Origin of the sequence: Gallibacterium genomosp. 3 (assembly GCF_001678475.1) — a bacterium.
Lineage (GTDB): Bacteria > Pseudomonadota > Gammaproteobacteria > Enterobacterales > Pasteurellaceae > Gallibacterium > Gallibacterium faecale.
The window spans coordinates 1-18,686 of record NZ_JTJR01000034.1 but is presented as its reverse complement, the minus strand read 5'-3'; the positions used below and the strand labels follow the sequence as shown (position 1 = coordinate 18,686).

The window sequence follows — 18,686 nt, the reverse complement described above, 5'->3', positions numbered from 1 at the left end:
GAAGAAAATCGCACAGTAATAGCAATACACTGTGCGATTTTTTGTTTTGTAATAGACTTTTGCTACTTAATTTACTTCTTTTACTTCTGTGATCCGTAACTCTTTCGGCACTTCAAATACAGTATTTTCTTCACATCCAGCTAACTCTTCTACTGAAGTTGCGCCTAATTCTACTAAACGACGTACTACGGATTGAACCAAGACTTCTGGCGCTGAAGCCCCTGCTGTAATACCAATCACTTTTACATTTTCTAACCAAGTAGGATCAATATCAGCAGCATCATCAATTAACTTAGCAGCCACGCCCATCCGAGAAGCTAATTCCGCTAAACGATTAGAATTAGATGAATTTTTAGAACCTACTACTATCACTAAATCTGACTGTACCGCTAACTCTTTCACCGCATGCTGGCGATTGGTTGTCGCATAACAGATGTCATTCTTGCGTGGTCCTTGAATCGCAGGATATTTCGCTTTTAAGGCTTCAATGACTTCAACTGTATCATCAATTGATAGCGTTGTTTGTGTCATAAAAGTCAAATCATCTTGATTGGAAACAGGAAGCTTTACAATATCCTCTACATTCTCGATTAAATAAATCCCGCCAGCTTGATTATCATATTGTCCCATCGTGCCTTCAACTTCTGGGTGTCCTTTATGCCCAATTAAGATTGCCTTTGTCCCTTTACGGCTTGCTCGAGCCACCTGCATATGGACTTTTGTTACCAACGGACAAGTCGCATCAAACACCTTTAAATTACGATCTTTTGCTTCTTGACGCACTGCTTGAGAAACGCCATGAGCCGAAAATATGACAATCGCACCATCTGGCACTTCACTCAATTCCTCGACAAAAATCGCTCCTCGCTGCCGTAATCCTTCTACCACAAAACGATTATGTACAACTTCATGACGCACATAAATTGGTGCACCATGAATTTCTAAAGCTAATTCAACAATACTAATTGCTCGGTCAACACCAGCACAAAATCCTCTTGGATTGGCTAAGATAATCTTCATAATTAACCTACCTGCGAGCCTTTCTTATCATTCTTTATATAATCTAAAATCATTAACCCTGCACCAACACAAATTGCAATATCAGCAACATTAAAGACTGGGTAATGATAAATACGCCAATAAAAATCAAGAAAATCAACAACAAAACCATGATATACACGATCGACCATATTGGCTAATGCACCACCGATAATCAACGCATAAGCGCTATTGAGCAGTGTTTTATTTCGTGGCGAACGTGCTAACCAAAATAACAATAAACTAGAAATCACCACGGCAATTAATACAAAAAAATATTTTTGCCAGCCACTATGATCAGCTAAAAAACTAAATGCTGCACCGTAGTTTCTTACATAAGTTAAATTAAAAATCGGTAATATATTGATACTTTCATATAGCTCAAAACGTGTTACAACCAACCATTTTGTTCCTAAATCAAGGACAAATGCTACGACACTTAACCACAAAAAAATTAATCCATTTGCTTGTTTTTGCTTCATAAACACGCTCATTTCTACTAATTTTTATCTAAAGACAATTTACTCTTTCACCATAAAAAAGGATCACTGCTAAGTCAATCCTAGCAGTGATCTCCGATTAATTTTATCTTTAATAAAACCAAATTAAGCAAATTGACGAGTTTCACCTTCACCTGCAACATTCTCTACACAACGAGAACAGAGGTGTGGATGTTCACTATTTTGTCCTACTGTATCAGAATAATGCCAACAACGAGGACATTTTTCCGCTTGTGATGCGACAACTTTTACAGCTAATCCGCTTAATTCGCCTTCTGCAACATCTGCATCTGCCAACGATTTTACTTCTGCTTTAGATGTAATTAATACGAAACGTAATTCATCACCTAATTTTGCTAATAAATCACTATAATGTGGGTTAGCATATAAAGTCACTTCAGCTGCTAACGCTGCACCAATAACTTTATCATTACGAGCTTGCTCTAACACACGGTTAACTTCGGCTCTCACTTTTAGCACTTCCTGCCAGTAAGCATCATTCATTGCTTCATCATCTGCTAACGCAAATAGCCCATTATAGAACTCTTCCATAAAGACAAATTCACTACGTTCGCCAGGTAAATATTGCCAGATTTCATCCGCAGTGAATGAAAGAATTGGTGCAATCCAACGTACTAACGCTTCTGCAATATGATATAACGCAGTTTGACAACTACGACGAGCAATACTATCCGCTTTCGTTGTGTATTGACGGTCTTTGATAATATCTAAATAAAATGATCCCATTTCAATTGAGCAGAAACGCATAATACGTTGCACGACTTCATGGAATTGATAATTATCATAAGAATGTTTGATCTCTTCTTGTGCTTGTAATGCACAAGCAACTGCCCAACGATCTAACACAATCATTTGCTCTGCTGGCACCATATCACGTTTTGGATCAAAACCATTTAAGTTAGCTAATAAGAAACGTGCAGTATTACGGATACGGCGATATGAATCTGCCGCACGCTTAAAGATTTCATCTGATACCGCAATTTCGCCTGTATAGTCTGATGAACCAACCCATAAGCGTAAAATATCACCACCAAATTTATCCATAACTTCTTGTGGTGTAACAATATTACCGATTGATTTAGACATCTTGCGTCCTTGTCCATCAACGGTAAATCCGTGTGTTAATACTTGTTTATATGGTGATTTATTATCTGTTGCTGTTGATAACATTAAAGAAGACATAAACCAACCACGATGTTGGTCTGAACCTTCAAGATACATATCAACTTCATTACCACCAAATTCAGGACGATGTTTTGCAACCGCAGAATACGTTGATCCAGAGTCAAACCAAACATCTAGGGTATCAGGTACTTTTTGATACTCTTTAGCGTCTTCCCCTAATACTTCATTAATATCGAGATCCCACCATGCTTGGATACCTTTTTCTTCTACGCGTTTAGCCACTTCTTCAATTAATTCTAAAGTACGTGGATGTAACGCTTCGGTTTCTTTATGAATAAATAAAGTTAATGGTACACCCCAAGTACGTTGGCGAGAAATACACCAGTCTGGACGATTTGCGACCATTGACTCAATACGAGCTTGTCCCCAATCTGGAATCCAACGTACACGTTTGATTTCGCCTAATGCTTGGGTACGTAGCCCTTTAACATCCATACCGATAAACCATTGTGGTGTTGCACGGAAAATAATCGGTGTTTTATGACGCCAGCAGTGTGGATAACTATGCGAGATCTTCTCCACTTTTAATAAGGCTCCCACCTCTTCCAGTTTTTTGACAACTAATGGATTAGCATCAAATACATTTTCACCGGCAAAGAATTGAGCTTGGCTATTAAATTTACCATCATTACCAATTAGACCAGCCATTGGTAAGTTATATTGTTGCCCTACAATAAAGTCATCATGACCATGATCTGGTGCGGTATGTACTAACCCTGTACCTGCATCATTCCCCACATGTTCACCAAGGATAAATGGCACAGCATAATCATAGAAAGGATGTTGGAATTGTAATAACTCTAAATCTTTTCCTTTAGCAATACCAAGTACCTGATAGTCACTTGCACTAATCGCTTTCATCACGCTATCAACAAGTTCTGTGGTTAAAATTAAACGTTCACCATTAACTTGAATTAATTGATATTCTAATTCTGGATGTAACGCAATGGCACGGTTAGATGGTAATGTCCATGGTGTTGTCGTCCAAATAACAGCAGAAATTTTTCCTTCGCCTGTTTGTTGTAAATTGAATTTCGCTAATACTGCGGCTTCATCTACTGCATTAAAACGCACATAAATTGATGGGGAGGTTTTATCGTAATATTCAACTTCCGCTTCTGCCAATGCTGAGCCACAATCTAAACACCAATGAACAGGTTTTGAACCTTTGTAGAGGTGACCATTTTTAATCACATTGCCTAAAGTACGAATAATATTCGCTTCTGTCGCAAAATTCATGGTGAGATAAGGATTGTCCCAATCCCCAATCACCCCTAAACGAATGAAATCTTTTTTCTGTCCTTCAACTTGCTCTTTTGCATAAGCACGGCATGCTTCACGGAATTCCGCTGCAGATACTTTTTCATTTGGCTTACCCACTAATCCTTCTACTTTAAGTTCAATCGGTAATCCATGGCAGTCCCAACCTGGAATATAAGGAGAGTCATAACCAAGTGCTGTTTTTGATTTAACAATAATATCTTTTAAAATTTTATTTACTGCATGTCCAATATGGATCGTACCATTTGCATAAGGAGGACCATCGTGCAAAATAAATGTTTTCTTCCCTTTACTTGCCTGACGGATCTTTTGATAAAGATTTTTGTCATACCAATTTTTTAACATGGCAGGCTCACGTTTTGCCAAATCACCACGCATTGGGAAACCTGTTTCAGGCAGGTTTAACGTGCTTTTATAATCAGTTGTTTCTTTAGACATGTTTTTATTCCGTAAATAATAATAAAAGTTAAATCAAATTGAATTAGCTAGATTTCTATCATTACTACCAAAATCTCGCTGGTAAACGCTCTTTTATAGCTTTTTTTAGATCGCTATGCAAACAAACTTATCAAAAAATTTGATTATTTTTCACCATTTTGTTGAAAATACATTTTTGCATTTTCAGCATCACGCTCAATTTGTGCACGCAATGCATCAAATGATGGGAATTTAATTTCTGAACGTAATTTAGACTTGAAGAAAATTTCTAAGGTTTTCCCGTAAAGATCACCATTAAAATCAAATAGATGAACTTCTAATAAAGGTTTTACCCCATTAATTGTTGGTCGATTACCAACATTAGCAACACCATAGTGATGATTACCTAGCTTATCCCTAATTTCTACTGCATACACCCCTTGAATCGGGTTCACATTGCGGTGTAATCCAATGTTGGCGGTTGGAAACCCAATCGTTCTCCCTAATTCATTACCATGCACAACTCGTCCTAAAATACTATATGGACGCCCTAGCATTTGCTCGACTTGATCAAGCTTATCTTCTGCTAATGCCTGACGAATCGCGGTACTACTTACACGCAAATTAGCTAAACAATAACTCGTATTATTTTCTACTTGGAAACCATACTGTTTGCCTGCAGCTTGTAAAGTCGTGAAATTACCACTCCGATTCACACCAAACCGAAAATCATCACCTACGCTGAGGAATTTAACTTTCAATTTATCAATTAAATAATGTTGAATGAATTCCGTAGTGGTTTGTTGTGCAAAATGCTGATTGAACGAAACACAAAAAACGTAATCAATATCAAAACGAGCTAAGTGAGTAAGCTTATCACGCAAACGCATTAAACGAGCAGGGGCTTTCTCTTTTAAGAAAAATTCTTTTGCTTGTGGTTCAAATAACATCACAACTGTTGGTAACCCTAATTGTGCTGCTTTTTGCTTAAGATGCCGCAAAATGGTTTGATGCCCTAAATGCACACCATCAAAATTACCGATAGTCAGTGCACAACCTTGCGGAAAGGTAGGTAAATTATAAAGACCTCGAATTAACTGCATTATTGCTATTAGCTCATCAAAAAGGTTACAAAAAATGCGGGTATTATACGCAGATTGTCATAGGGTGTAAAACGTCATACCCCATTGCTGTCATCGGAACATTCTGCTTAAGATGATTTTTTAGCGGCGTATGCACATAACCCGCCTGAAGCAACGATCACTAACATTCCTAGCCAACTTAACAAATCAATCGAAGTATCCCATAACCATAAACTAAGCAATGCGGAAAAAATAATCGCTGTATATTGCAAAGTGGCTGTTAATACGGTTGCACCATAACTGAAAGAACGAGTTAGTCCTAACTGCCCTAATAAACCAAAAATACCGATACCTAATAAATAGCCGGTTGAATGGAAATCGGCTGCATAATTATCAGCAAACAAGAAACCTAAAAAACCAATTACTGTCACTGATACAGAGAAATAAAATACTGTCCGCCATACGGGCTCACCTGATTGTCCTAATCTTTTCACGGTCAATACCGCCCCAGTAGCACTTAATCCCGCCAATATGCCAACTAAAATTGCAAACCAATCTTGGGCATTAATGCTGGGACGTAATACCACGAGTACGCCTAAGAACCCGAGTCCAACGGCTAAAATCTGGATGACACTTCGAGCAACAACGGAAGTAAGAACCGTCCAAAAAGTAATAAATAATGTAGTGGTATAATTTAAACTGGCTGCGGTGGCTAAAGGTAAATGAGCATAAGCATAAAATCCGCACCAAATAGAAATAACACCAAAAATACTACGAGAAAGATGAGAACGTAAACGTGGGGTCTTAAAACTTCTATGTTGACGATCAAATAATACCCACAACCAAATCAATATAACTGATGGTAAACCTCGAGTAAAAATGATTGCGCCCAAACTTGCCCCATCTTCAGCAGCAAGTTTGATAAACGCTGCCATGATTGCAAAAGTTGCACTGGCAAAAACCATCCACATTGATTGTAAAATGCTCATATTAGTGTGCCAATAAATCTCTTTTTCTCACACCAAGCAAAATTAATACTAATAAATAGCAAATTGCAGCAGCTACAATTAAACCGCCTAACCAACCAACTCGCCAAACAAAAGGCATTGCATACCATTCAGATAACATTGGTGTGAAATAAAATAATACGCCTCCCATCACACTTGCCGCAAGCACTACTTTGACAAAAAAGATCAAACTTTTCATTGAGAAATGATAAACATCCTGTTTTGCTAATCCTCGATATAATAAAAAGGCATTTAAGGTTGCCGACATTGCTGAAGCCATTGCTAACCCTACATAACTAAACTGAATGGCTAAGAGGTTAAATAACATATTACTTACCATCGCAATGATGCCATAGCGTACAGGCGTTTTTGTATCTTTACGTGCATAATAGCCATTAGCTAGGATCTTAATCAGCATATAACTTAATAATCCTGCATTAAACGCCCATAAAGAGTAAGAGGTGGCTTGTACATCGCTTAACACAAAATTACCTCGCATAAAAAATACCAACAACATAGGTTGTGCTAATAGAGCAATTCCTACCATTGCCGGCACGCCTAATAATAAGATCATTCTTACGCCCCAATCTAATGTTTGTCGAAACGCAAGGTTACTTTTGACATCTTCATTATGTACATGTTGGCGGGAGAGCGTTGGTAAAATAACTGTAGAAATTGCAATACCGAATAATCCTAATGGGAATTCTAATAAACGATCAGAATAGTAGAGCCAACTAATTGATCCTGTCATCAAGAAGCTAGCAATAAAGGTATCCAACAATAAATTAATTTGACTCACTGACACCCCAAATAAGGCGGGAATCATTAAAGTACGAATTTTTACTACTCCGGGATCACGCCATGCCCACTTAGGACGTACCAATAATCCTGCTTTTTTTAAGAAAGGGATCTGGAATAAAAACTGTAATAAACCGCCAAGAAAGATACCCATCGCCAATCCAAGATTAGGATTCTCTAAATGAGGTGCAAGAAATAAAGCAGTACCAATCATCGCAACATTCAATAATACTGGCGAAAATGACATCACACCAAATTTACCAATTGAATTTAGAATCGCTCCAGATAACGCAACTAACGTAATAAACCAAAGATAAGGAAAGGTAATTTTTAACAATAATGATGCTTGAGTAAATTTTTCTGCTTCAGCACCATCATTCATCCAATCGAGAAACCAACCAGTACCAAAAATGGCTGTAACCACTGGCGAACCAATCATTGCCAGTAATGTAACAATAGTCACTAAGCCCCCTAATGTTCCTGATACTTTAGCAATAAAAGCCCGTGTTTTATCTAAATCACCCTCTTTTTGATATTCAGCTAATACAGGCACAAAGGCTTGAGAAAATGCACCTTCGGCAAATAAACGACGTAAAAAATTAGGAATGCGGTTAGCAAATAAAAACACATCTGCCGCTACGCCCGCACCTAGTAGATTTGCAATAACAACATCACGCACTAATCCTAAGATTCGTGACAGTAATGTCATACTGCTCACGATAATCCCTGATTTTAATAAAACTTTACTCAAAACGACCTACCATTTTTTCTTATTTATTTGGCAAAAATTACGGCTCATTGTATAGATTTTTACTTTTTACGCTATATTCTCAGTTAAAAAACTGGTAAAATTTTGCCCGCCTTTTATTTGGCTTACTTCGGTTGTGTCTCACTGAGGCAAGCCCACCATTGCCACTGCTTACTCTCGAAGCAAATTGCGGCATAGGCAATAAATAAATTGACAAAGGCTTAAAAAGTAGGCATATTTTACGCCTTTCGTTTTTAGTGTAATTAATTAGAAATTTTGGGAGTTTGACCTTGGCTAATATCAAGTCAGCAAAAAAACGTGCGGTTCAATCTGAAAAACGCCGTCAACACAATGCAAGCCAACGCTCTATGATGCGTACTTATATCAAAAAAGTTTATGCAGCAGTAGCGGCTGGTGATAAAGCAGTTGCAGAAGCAGCTTTTGTTGAAATGCAAAAAGTAGTGGATAGAATGGCTTCTAAAGGCTTAATCCACAAAAATAAAGCAGCAAATCACAAATCTAAATTATCTGCACAAATCAAAAAATTAGCTTAATTATTTTTTGAAATTTGTAATAAAAAACCGCCTTTAACTGGCGGTTTTTTATTGCCTATAACTCTTCTATCTGTTGAGCAAACTTAGCCACTTGTTTCCAATCTGTATATTCTATTTCCTTACGAGGATCGGTTTCTCCCCCAGTAATTTTCATAATGAAGCGAATCATTGTGCGATCAAACCAAGTATAACGCGGATAAAATAATGCACCAGCAAACACCTGAACTAACTGTGGCTGCCAAGTAATTTTGGCTAATAATTTACGCGTATAGGCATTAGTTTGCGGTGTATTTTTATCCGCCTTACGCGCCGTTAAATTAACGGTATATAATGCCCCTTTTTTAGTCGCTAGCTGCTGTTTATGCTCACGAATAAATGTATAGAGTTTTGGACTAAACTTCCCATAACGAATAGAAGCACCTAACACCACACGATCATAAGGCGTTAAATCAATATTCATATTTTCCAGCAAATTTGCCATTACACATTGCCCCGTAAGTTGTGCAGAAATTGCTTCAGCAATTTTACGAGTCTGTCCATCATGCGTTAAATATAGAATTAATGTTTTCATAAAATATTACTCAATCTTCTTTTCGTTGTAATTGGAGTTGTCCTGCAGAACGTTCATTTAATTGTTGATCTAACAGGCTGGCTTCTTCTGGGGCAATCGCTAAAGTCAAACAGACCTGATCCGTAAATTGTTGCTGTAAAATTTCCACATCAAAATGTTTTAACATTGGTTCCAACCAAGCCCATTGTGGATATTGACACACTAATTGATACGGTTCTCGTTCAATTTTAATTATTGTTTTGGCTAATTTTAGTGCTTGCTGTACCCCATTGCCATAAGCTCGTACTAAACCACCCGTGCCCAATAAAATGCCTCCGTAATAACGCACAACAACGGCACAAATTTCACCCAAACCGCTACCTAATAACACATTCAGCATAGGCTTGCCTGCTGTGCCTGATGGTTCTCCATCATCAGAAAATCCATATTGTTGTGAATCATTTGGTGCACCAGCGACTGTCGCCCAACAATGATGTCGAGCATCAGGGTGTTCCGCTCTGACTTGTTGCCAAAATTGTTTCGCTTCTTCAAGATTTTTGACTGGTTGTAGATAACAAATAAAGCGACTTTTTTTAATTTCTTCACTAAAGCTAACAGGTTCTTGTAATACAGGATATTGCATAGTACCTCTTAGCTAAGGTTCAATGTTTGTTGCATTTTTACTGTCAAATTTTCAGCTCCAGTAGCCCGCATCACAATATTATCTTCTGTACGAATTCCACCAAAACCTTTTAGCATTTCAATCGCACGCCAATCAAATTTATCTGCTAATGGATGAGCTCGCCATTCTTGCAATAATAATTCAATAAAATATAAACCAGGTTCAATCGTTAATACCATTCCTTCAGCTAATTCACGTGTACAACGTAAACTAGGATAAACTTCTGGTGGACGTTTAATTGCCCCTCGTTTATTTTGTTGCCAACCACCAATATCATGCACCTGTAAACCAAGGAAATGCCCTAAGCCATGTGGTAAGAAAGCACGGTTAATCCCGAGATCAAAAATTTGCTCAGCCGGTAAGTTAATTAAACCACTCTCTTGCAGTAACTTTGAAATTCGTTGCTGGACTTGGGTGTGATAAGTCAAATAATTATAGCCTACTTGTAATTCAGCAATAATATCTCGCTTAATTTGTTCCATACCTTGCAACAATCCTGCAAACAGATCATTCTTTTCATATTGATAAGTACGAGTAATATCTGATGCGTATCCTAAATAAGTTGCCCCGGCGTCAATTAAAAAACTACGCCGTGTTTCTGGCGTTTTAGTTGCTAACCGATTGTAATGCAACACTGCACCATGTTCATTAATTGCAATAATATTGCCATAAGGTACATTGAGATCCGACTGCTCACTAGCTTGTAAATAGGCTAAGTTAATCGCAAATTCACTTTGTCCCTCTTCAAAAGCTTGTTTTGCTGCTATATGCCCGAATAAAGCTGGCTTTTGTGCTTGGAAAATACATTCTATTTCATATTCTGTTTTGTACGCTCGATAATAATTAAGAATATTCAATAGCTTACGGTCATTAATTGAGAAAAAGCCTAATGATTTTGCTAACTGATCATCTTCACCAATAAAAGCGCAATTAGTACGATTATTGATCACTTGTCTAATTTGTTCTGGTTGAGTAATGACTTCCCATTCAAAGGCATCACACCAAAAATCATCAGGCAATGCTTCTACAAAATACCAATAATCTTTAGGTTGATAGAAATATAATTTTGGTTTGCTATACCCATCTAAAAATACCCAACTACCCTCTGCCTTTGGCATAGGTACTACATAATTAAAATAAGGGTTAATATGAAATGATTTTGTTTGATCATCTAAGAAATAATGATCTGCTTGCCCTGCATAAATCCAAACGCCATCCAAACGACAACAAGATAAAGCCTCTTTAATAATTTCTTGTATATGTGCTAAATGTGCATTGAATAACGTTTTCATTCTTTCCTCCACTATCCCATCTCGACTAAAAATGCAGTATCATTACCACTTTATTCATAATAAGTAGCAATCATATGACCGAATGGAAAATTAATCAAACACTTGATACACAAGGATTACGCTGCCCAGAACCTGTCATGCTAGTACGCAAAAAAATTCGTGAGATGCAGAATGGAGAGGTTTTATTAATCCTTGCTGATGATCCTGCCACCACCAGAGATATCCCCGGTTTCTGCCAATTTATGGAACATACATTATTACAAAGTGAAACCGCTACAACACCTTATCAATACTGGATTAAGAAAGGGAAATAAGAACTTTATAAATTTATAATGGTTCTTAAATAAACTTTTTTTACTAAAAAATATGAAATAAGCTCAAAAAAAAGCTATAACTTTTGTTATATATCATATATGATTCTTTTGATTAAATTTTAACAAAAATAAGGTTATATATGAACTATGGTGGCATTACATTTAGCTCTTGAAACGCAAATTGAACAGTTAAAGAAAATTCAGCAGCAACTATTAGATGAACAACTTCATCAACAATCGCAACTAACAAAAAGTAAAATCACTGATACGATCATTTTTGGGCAAATGCTTAATCAAAAACGTAAAGATTTAGGCATTGATTTAGAAACCTTATCACTACAAACAGAATTATCGGTTTCAACATTAAAACGGATTTTTAAAAATCCTGCACAGGTCAAATTTTCAAGTGTATTACTAGTTGCTGAAGCATTAGGAATAGCGTTATGCAGCCTTTAACTCGTGTAGGAAAAGTTTTTTTATATGGCAAACCAATCGGCATTTTGTCGCAAGATAGCGATGGTTTCCATTTTTATTACGATCTCGATTATGTGGGAATTCCCCTGTCTTTAAGTTTACCTCTCGAAAAAAGAGAGTTTCATGCTAAAACACTATTCCCTTATTTTGCATCTCTCGTTCCTGAGGGATGGCTAAAAAAAACTTATTCTACTTTGCAAAAAACAGATGAAGATGATCTATTTGGGTTACTCCTTAATAATGGTGAAAATATGCTAGGTGCAATACAAATCTTTCGGGAGACATAATGAATTATTGCCATATATTACTGATACCTCTCACAACCATAGAAGAGCAGCAAACGGGATATAGTAAACAAGGTGCAAAATCTTTGGTTGGCAAGACAGATTTTAATTTTCGGCTTCCTTTTAGTCGTGCAGACTTTTTCCAAACAAAACCTATAACACAAAAAGGAATGAGCATTTCTGGTTATCAACCAAAACTACAATTAATCATAAAAGATCAACAATTTGATACTATTGATAAACAAGGGCAATTTATCCTAAAACCATCTCCTGAAGAATATCCTTATTTAGCCGAAAATGAACATGCAACGATGGCAGTAATGCGTACTTTAGGATTTAAGGTCCCCGCAAATGGATTGGTACAGTTCACTTTACAAGCTAACATTGAAAATGCCTTTGTGATTAAGCGGTTTGATCGTACAAATAATGGAATACCTATTCATCAAGAACAACTTGATGGGGCAATGAATATTACTGATAAATATGGAAAAACCGGACAAAATGAAGAGCAATATATCAGTTACGAACGAATAGCCAAATTTATTTTAAAACATACTCGTAGTGATTTATCACAGAAAATAGAGTTATTTAGACGCATTGTCTATGCCTATCTATTAGGAAACAATGACCTACACTTACGCAATTTCTCATTGATTTATAACGAAGATAGAAGTATTGATCTAGCACCAATCTATGATTTTGTTTCTGTTTGCCCTTATCCAGAAGTCTTTAATAGTTGTTATCTTGCTTTACCTTTACTGGAGAAAGAGGAAGGTGGAAAAAAACTCGCTGATGGTTTTGATACCATATATGGTCAATATATAGGAAAAGATTTTATTGAATTTGGGGAAAATATTGGTATTAATGCAAAATTATTAAGAGAAAAGCTAATACCAGAAATCCTTAAAGAGGAAAATACTGTTTTAACCACTTACCAACATTCTTTTATTCCACAACAACATTTAATTCAAATTACCCAATGCTACCTACAACGATTAAAATTACTGCGAGTATATGAGTGTTGAGAACATAAAATAAAAATTACTATGAATATACCTATGGAGAAGAAGCCATTTTATCTTATGATAAATATTCTTATGACAATAAATTAATTTTCCAAAATGGAAAAAGTTGTGAAATAGAAAGATTATTAAACTAATACTAAGAAATACCTGCTTTAACGTGTACTTAAAGCAGGTATTCTTATTAATGTGCTAACTTATACGCCACTAAATCCTCAATAGTGACTACTGGATAGCCTTGTTCTAAAGCAAATTTCACAATTTCTGGTGCGCGCGCCATTGTGCCATCATCATTAGTAATTTCACAAATTACTCCCGCACGTTTAAAACCAGCTAATTCAGCTAAATCAACAGAAGCTTCCGTATGACCCCGACGCCCCAAAACACCTTTATCATTCGCACGTAATGGGAAAATATGTCCTGGACGATGCAAATCGCTTGGTTTAGCACCATCTGCTACCGCTGTTTTTACCGTGGTAACACGATCCCGTGCTGATACCCCCGTAGAAACACCTTTTGCCGCTTCAATCGTTACGGTAAATGCAGTACGGTTTACACTCGTATTATTTTCTACCATTGGTGGTAAATCGAGTTGTTGGCAAAGTTCATCTGTAATACAAAGGCAAACAATCCCACTTCCATAACGAATGAGTTTTGCCATTTGTGCTGGCGTAATGGTTTCTGCTGGATAGATCAAATCACCTTCATTTTCACGATCTTCATCATCCAACACTAATACACCTTTGCCTTGTTGTAAGGCGGCAATCGCATTAAGCACACGTTGCTCCGCATTGCCAAATTGAGAAAGAATTGACTGACTCATGGTAAATTATCCTTTGTTAATTGTTAGTACCAGAATCAGGGCTATAAGGGAAGTACGGCAGACAAGGAAATAATTGATATCAATCTCTATATGCTACAAATTAACTTATTGCTATATTAGTGAATATAGCCTAGATAAGATCATTTCTATCATATTGAATATTAATAACATTACAGCACTATTTAAATAGATTAAATAGTGTTTTTTATCTTTGAGATACCGCTATTCTCTACCATCCAGACTGTCACTGTCGGCTTTGGATTTTCACCAAATCTGCTGACTTCATATACAAATATGAACGCTCGTGGGCTTACTGACGCTTACCACCGGTGGGGAATTTCACCCCGCCCTGAGAATGCGGAAAGAAGTATAAAAGAAAAAATTTGCCTTGCCTAGTAAATTTCCCGTTTTTCTCTTACAATAAATCCATTAAATTTTATGAGGTGCTTATGTTAAATCCTAAAAAAATTGAAGAAATCATTCAGCAAGTCCAAAACAACTTACCTCAAGGTATCAAAGACATTGGTAATGATGTCGAATCAAAATTAAAACAAGTCTTACAAGCTCAACTCTCTAAATTAGATGTTGTCACTCGTGAAGAGTTTGATGTACAAACACAAGTGTTATTACGTACACGTGAAAAACTCACCGCTTTAGAAGCTCGTGTTGACGCATTATTACAACAACAAAATGAAACGCCAAAAACGTAGCATATAAAATACACTTTAATGTGTAATCAATCTTAAAAATAGCTAATATAGACAACATAAGAATAATGACAATATGTCATTTGTTGCGTATTATGCTTCTCATTCAAGGAGCAAAATATGACTGATTTTCTTTACCTACAACAAAAACGCAAACAATTAGGCATGAAAGTTGCTGAAGTTTGTGAAAAAGCACAAATTACCCGTGCTTATTACAATCAACTTGTCGGTGGTAAAATCCAAAATCCAAGTGCTAAAAAACTTAATGCGATCCACCATGCACTACAAATTTCTAATACCCCAAACAAACAAGTTGGCGTAATTTTTGGTAAGTTTTACCCTGTTCACACAGGGCATATTAATATGATTTATGAAGCCTTTAGTAAGGTGGATGAATTACACGTTATTGTTTGTAGTGATACGGAACGCGATTTAAAGCTATTCTATGATAGTAAGATGAAAAAAATGCCAACAGTGCAAGATCGCTTACGTTGGATGCAACAAATCTTTAAATATCAACAAAAACAAATCTTTATTCATCATCTTATCGAAGATGGTATCGCCTCTTATCCAAACGGTTGGGTAGATTGGTCTTCACGGGTTAAAACACTATTTAAAGAAAAACATTTTACACCGAGCGTTGTATTCACCAGTGAACCACAAGACAAAGAGCCTTATGAAAAGTACTTGCATTTAGAAGTTGTTTTGGTTGATCCACAACGTGAATTCTTTAATGTTTCCGCAACTAAAATTCGCAATCATCCATTCCAATATTGGAAATTTATCCCAAAAGAAGTTCGTCCATTCTTTGCCAAAACGATTGCAATTTTAGGCGGTGAAAGCAGTGGTAAAACAATGTTAGTGAATAAACTCGCTGCTGTGTTCAATACAACATCTGCTTGGGAATATGGGCGTGAATTTGTCTTTGAAAAGTTAGGGGGAAATGAACAAGCAATGCAATATTCTGATTACCCTCTAATGGCACTAGGTCATCAACGTTATGTAGATTATGCATTACGTCACGCACATAAAGTAGCTTTTATTGACACTGACTTTATTACTACACAAGCATTTTGTATCCAATATGAAGGGAAAGCCCATCCGTTCTTAGATTCAATGATCAAAGAATACCCTTTTGATGTCACAATTCTGCTAAAAAATAATACAGCTTGGGTAGATGATGGTTTACGTAGTTTAGGTTCTCAGCAACAACGACAACGTTTTCAACAATTACTGAAAAAATTACTCGAAAAATATAATATTCCTTATATTGAGATTGAATCTCCTAGCTATCTAGAACGTTATGCTCAAGTGAAAAAAATTGTCGAACGTGTGCTTAATGATGAATCTGTCCATGAAGCAGTTGATGATAAGGAGAAATAAGTAATCCATGCTTCTTTTTGCCGGCGATCCTCACGGATATTTCGAACATCTCTATCCATTTATTCAGGATAATCAACCGATCTCGTTGATTATCCTAGGTGATTTACAGCTTACAGACTGTTCAGAGCTTGATAGACTTGCACAACACTGCGATCTTTGGTTTATCCATGGTAATCATGACAGTAAAACTGTTGCAGCTTTCGAGGCAATTTGGGGCAGTCAATGGAAACAACGTAATCTTCACGGTAAAGTTGTTGAGATTGAAGGAGTCAAAATTGCTGGTCTAGGCGGTGTATTCCGAGGACAAATCTGGATGCCGCCAAACAAACCGTTATTTCTTGATCCAATTCATTATTGCCAATATTGTACACAAGATAAAATTTGGAATGGCGGGTTACCATTACGTCACCGTACATCTATTTTCCCTTCGGATGTAGATACTCTAGCAAACCAACAAGCGGATATTCTGATTTGTCATGAAGCTCCTAAACCTCATCCTTCTGGCTTCGCTGTAATTAATCGATTAGCGGAAAGCATGGGGGTAAAAAAGATCTTTCATGGCCACCATCATGACAACTTCGATTACACACAAGTAAAAGGTCGTGTTCGTCCGTATCAGATTTTTAACATTGGCTTTCGTAGTTTAAGCGATATTAATGGTCGTTATTTACTAATTGGCGTTGATGATCGTCAGTAATAAAACTTAAATATCATTAATCAACTTACATTCTTTTTCAATCCTTGTGATAAATCAATTTCATTTCTTTAAAAAGAATATATATTTATAATCATTTTATTTAAATAAGTGCAAAATGCATAAATATCATCATTACAAGGACTTTTTATGAATACTGAAACTAACATTCAAAGAACAAAACAAAGTTATGACGAACTTCCTTACCAATCAAAGCCCTTCGCTCTAACCTTTCCAGATAAACAAAAAACGATCTTAAAACTCTTTGGTTTTGAAACCCCAGATCTCAACACTGCTCGAGTTTTAGAGATTGGTTGTTCCTATGGCGGGAATATTCTATCTCTTGCACTTGCTAATCCTCAAGCCGAATTTATTGGCATTGATCTTTCTGAGCAACAAATCAAAGCAGGACAAACGTTGATTGAGCATATAGGATTAAAAAATATTCAACTCTATCATAAGAATATTATGGATTTCGACAAAAGTTTTGGTCAATTTGACTATATTATTTGTCATGGCGTATTTAGCTGGGTACCAGAACCCGTACAAAATAAAATTTTAGAAATTATCCAAAAGCATCTTTCTGATAATGGATCTGCCATTATTTCTTACAACACTTATCCAGGTTGGAAAAAAATTGAAGTTTTAAAAGATATTATGTTACTCCGCATAAAGATGCTTAAAGAACATGGCTTAGAAATAGAAACAAAAGATAAGGTCAGCTATGGCAAAGGAGCATTAGAATTCTTAGAGGAGCATTCATTCCTACCTGAAGATTTAAAAAGTTATGCAAAAACAATTAGAGGAAAAGATAGTTATTATATCTATCATGAGTATTATGAAGAAAATAATAATCCAATGTATTTATATGAATTTAATCAAAAATTAAATGAATTTGATCTTGTTCATATTGCAGACTCCTCACTTAATACTACCTTCCCTAGTTTTAGTAATGATGAAATTGAAAATATCTTAAATAAAGAATGTCTGAATAATACCATCCAAAAAGAACAATATTACGATTTTATGAAAAATACTCAGTTTAGACGCAGTATTATTACACATAAGCGTAATAAAGATAACATTAAGGTATCTAAGGACCTATCTATCAGTAATATAAATGAGCTTTATATTTTCCTCAAAAATAATGAAGTTAAAAGTAATGACGAAGTTACAAATAATATTTTAAATAATTTAAGAAAAGAATTTCCAAATATGATTAAAGTGGAAGACTTTATTAAAAAATATTATTCTGTAGATACAGACACTAAGGCAATCTATACAAAAATTGTCTCTAATATTATTTATGAAGATAATATCTATGCCACAACTCAATTTAGAGCTATAGTACAAGAAGATAAACTAAATGTATATGAACCTTACCGAAAAATAATTAATTATCTTATTACTACACAGCATCCAATTATTAAATTAGCTAATTTTCAAGGCTATATTATGGAGTTAAGTAATTTAGAGGGGCAGGTTTTCCAATTATTAGATGGAACAAGAACGGATGAAGAAATTATTAATATTCTATTAGATAATATGGAAAAAAATCTTTCACCTGACGATTTAGAAGAACAACAACAAAAAGTAAAAACCTTTGTTGCTGAAATAAGATCATTTATTGAAAGAAATTATCTTAATGCCAAAATAAAATAACTGAGAAATATCATTTAAATAACAATCCGCACGTAAAACATGCGGTTTTTAGGTTACCCTATAAGGGTCTATTACTTCACATGCCCCTCAAGGGGCATGTGAAAACTAACAACCGCACAATAGTGCTACCATTACCCCTTAAAGGGGAGGGGCAATATATTCTTTCTT

19 protein-coding genes and 1 riboswitch are annotated in these 18,686 nt (G+C 35.9%); of the genes, 9 read left to right on the top strand and 10 right to left on the bottom strand.

What is annotated here, in order from left to right:
* Positions 1 to 66: 66 nt before the first annotated feature.
* The 6 genes from ispH to murJ form a co-directional block, all read right to left on the bottom strand.
* The gene (ispH, locus tag QV06_RS08050) at positions 67 to 1,020 is read right to left on the bottom strand and encodes a 4-hydroxy-3-methylbut-2-enyl diphosphate reductase (RefSeq protein WP_065237690.1); all 954 of its coding nucleotides are present in this window, start codon (positions 1,018 to 1,020) and stop codon (positions 67 to 69) included.
* 2 nt (positions 1,021 to 1,022) lie between these two features.
* A complete protein-coding gene (gene lspA, locus QV06_RS08045) occupies positions 1,023 to 1,520 on the bottom strand; it encodes a signal peptidase II (protein ID WP_065237689.1) in 498 nt (165 codons plus the stop codon).
* Positions 1,521 to 1,643: 123 nt separating this feature from the next.
* Entirely contained in the window at positions 1,644 to 4,463 is a 2,820-nt protein-coding gene (ileS, locus tag QV06_RS08040) for an isoleucine--tRNA ligase (RefSeq protein ID WP_065237688.1), read from the bottom strand.
* A gap of 143 nt (positions 4,464 to 4,606) precedes the next feature.
* Positions 4,607 to 5,545, bottom strand: a complete 939-nt coding sequence (ribF, locus tag QV06_RS08035) for a bifunctional riboflavin kinase/FAD synthetase (RefSeq protein WP_065237687.1) — start codon at positions 5,543 to 5,545, stop codon at positions 4,607 to 4,609.
* 107 nt (positions 5,546 to 5,652) lie between these two features.
* Positions 5,653 to 6,513, bottom strand: a complete 861-nt coding sequence (locus QV06_RS08030; RefSeq protein WP_156540612.1) for a DMT family transporter — start codon at positions 6,511 to 6,513, stop codon at positions 5,653 to 5,655.
* A gap of 1 nt (position 6,514) precedes the next feature.
* Positions 6,515 to 8,080, bottom strand: a complete 1,566-nt coding sequence (murJ, locus tag QV06_RS08025) for a murein biosynthesis integral membrane protein MurJ (protein WP_065237686.1) — start codon at positions 8,078 to 8,080, stop codon at positions 6,515 to 6,517.
* A 287-nt stretch (positions 8,081 to 8,367) separates the two neighbouring features.
* On the opposite strand from murJ, the gene rpsT reads away from it, so the two are divergent.
* Positions 8,368 to 8,631 carry a 30S ribosomal protein S20 gene (gene rpsT, locus QV06_RS08020; RefSeq protein WP_065237685.1) on the top strand — a complete coding sequence of 88 codons (264 nt, stop codon included), beginning with the start codon at positions 8,368 to 8,370 and terminating at the stop codon, positions 8,629 to 8,631.
* Positions 8,632 to 8,686: 55 nt separating this feature from the next.
* Here the strand turns inward: rpsT and hemG are convergent, their stop codons facing one another.
* The 3 genes from hemG to pepQ are packed head-to-tail and all read right to left on the bottom strand — an operon-like array spanning position 8,687 to position 11,155.
* On the bottom strand, positions 8,687 to 9,202 hold the full coding sequence (hemG, locus tag QV06_RS08015; protein WP_065237684.1) for a menaquinone-dependent protoporphyrinogen IX dehydrogenase: 516 nt from the start codon (positions 9,200 to 9,202) through the stop codon (positions 8,687 to 8,689).
* A 10-nt stretch (positions 9,203 to 9,212) separates the two neighbouring features.
* Positions 9,213 to 9,824, bottom strand: a complete 612-nt coding sequence (locus tag QV06_RS08010; RefSeq protein WP_065234292.1) for a YigZ family protein — start codon at positions 9,822 to 9,824, stop codon at positions 9,213 to 9,215.
* Between the two features lie 8 nt (positions 9,825 to 9,832).
* Entirely contained in the window at positions 9,833 to 11,155 is a 1,323-nt protein-coding gene (pepQ, locus tag QV06_RS08005) for a Xaa-Pro dipeptidase (RefSeq protein WP_065237683.1), read from the bottom strand.
* A 74-nt stretch (positions 11,156 to 11,229) separates the two neighbouring features.
* Here pepQ and tusA point away from each other — a divergent pair, with 74 nt between their 5' ends.
* The 4 genes from tusA (at position 11,230) to QV06_RS07985 (ending at position 13,252) form a co-directional block, all read left to right on the top strand.
* Positions 11,230 to 11,469, top strand: a complete 240-nt coding sequence (gene tusA / locus QV06_RS08000; protein ID WP_065237682.1) for a sulfurtransferase TusA — start codon at positions 11,230 to 11,232, stop codon at positions 11,467 to 11,469.
* Between the two features lie 147 nt (positions 11,470 to 11,616).
* Positions 11,617 to 11,925: a helix-turn-helix domain-containing protein gene (locus tag QV06_RS07995; RefSeq protein ID WP_065237681.1), complete on the top strand. Its 309-nt coding sequence runs from the start codon at positions 11,617 to 11,619 to the stop codon at positions 11,923 to 11,925.
* A complete protein-coding gene (locus QV06_RS07990; RefSeq protein ID WP_065237680.1) occupies positions 11,913 to 12,230 on the top strand; it encodes a HipA N-terminal domain-containing protein in 318 nt (105 codons plus the stop codon). The genes QV06_RS07995 and QV06_RS07990 overlap by 13 nt, the downstream gene beginning before the upstream one ends.
* The gene (locus tag QV06_RS07985) at positions 12,230 to 13,252 is read left to right on the top strand and encodes a type II toxin-antitoxin system HipA family toxin (RefSeq protein ID WP_065237679.1); all 1,023 of its coding nucleotides are present in this window, start codon (positions 12,230 to 12,232) and stop codon (positions 13,250 to 13,252) included. The genes QV06_RS07990 and QV06_RS07985 overlap by 1 nt, the downstream gene beginning before the upstream one ends.
* A 181-nt stretch (positions 13,253 to 13,433) precedes the next feature.
* Here QV06_RS07985 and ribB read toward each other — a convergent pair whose 3' ends face one another.
* Positions 13,434 to 14,072, bottom strand: coding sequence for a 3,4-dihydroxy-2-butanone-4-phosphate synthase (gene ribB, locus QV06_RS07980; RefSeq protein WP_065237678.1), 639 nt, complete (start codon positions 14,070 to 14,072; stop codon positions 13,434 to 13,436).
* A 220-nt stretch (positions 14,073 to 14,292) separates the two neighbouring features.
* A riboswitch (FMN riboswitch) is annotated at positions 14,293 to 14,433 on the bottom strand.
* Between the two features lie 88 nt (positions 14,434 to 14,521).
* On the opposite strand from ribB, the gene ubiK reads away from it, so the two are divergent.
* From ubiK to QV06_RS07960, 4 genes are all read left to right on the top strand, one after another.
* Positions 14,522 to 14,782, top strand: a complete 261-nt coding sequence (gene ubiK, locus QV06_RS07975) for a ubiquinone biosynthesis accessory factor UbiK (RefSeq protein WP_065234288.1) — start codon at positions 14,522 to 14,524, stop codon at positions 14,780 to 14,782.
* Positions 14,783 to 14,899: 117 nt separating this feature from the next.
* Positions 14,900 to 16,162: a multifunctional transcriptional regulator/nicotinamide-nucleotide adenylyltransferase/ribosylnicotinamide kinase NadR gene (gene nadR / locus QV06_RS07970; protein ID WP_065234287.1), complete on the top strand. Its 1,263-nt coding sequence runs from the start codon at positions 14,900 to 14,902 to the stop codon at positions 16,160 to 16,162.
* 7 nt (positions 16,163 to 16,169) lie between these two features.
* Positions 16,170 to 16,859 carry a metallophosphoesterase family protein gene (locus tag QV06_RS07965; protein ID WP_065237677.1) on the top strand — a complete coding sequence of 230 codons (690 nt, stop codon included), beginning with the start codon at positions 16,170 to 16,172 and terminating at the stop codon, positions 16,857 to 16,859.
* Positions 16,860 to 17,006: 147 nt separating this feature from the next.
* A complete protein-coding gene (locus QV06_RS07960) occupies positions 17,007 to 18,518 on the top strand; it encodes a class I SAM-dependent methyltransferase (RefSeq protein WP_065237676.1) in 1,512 nt (503 codons plus the stop codon).
* Positions 18,519 to 18,686: the final 168 nt, after the last annotated feature.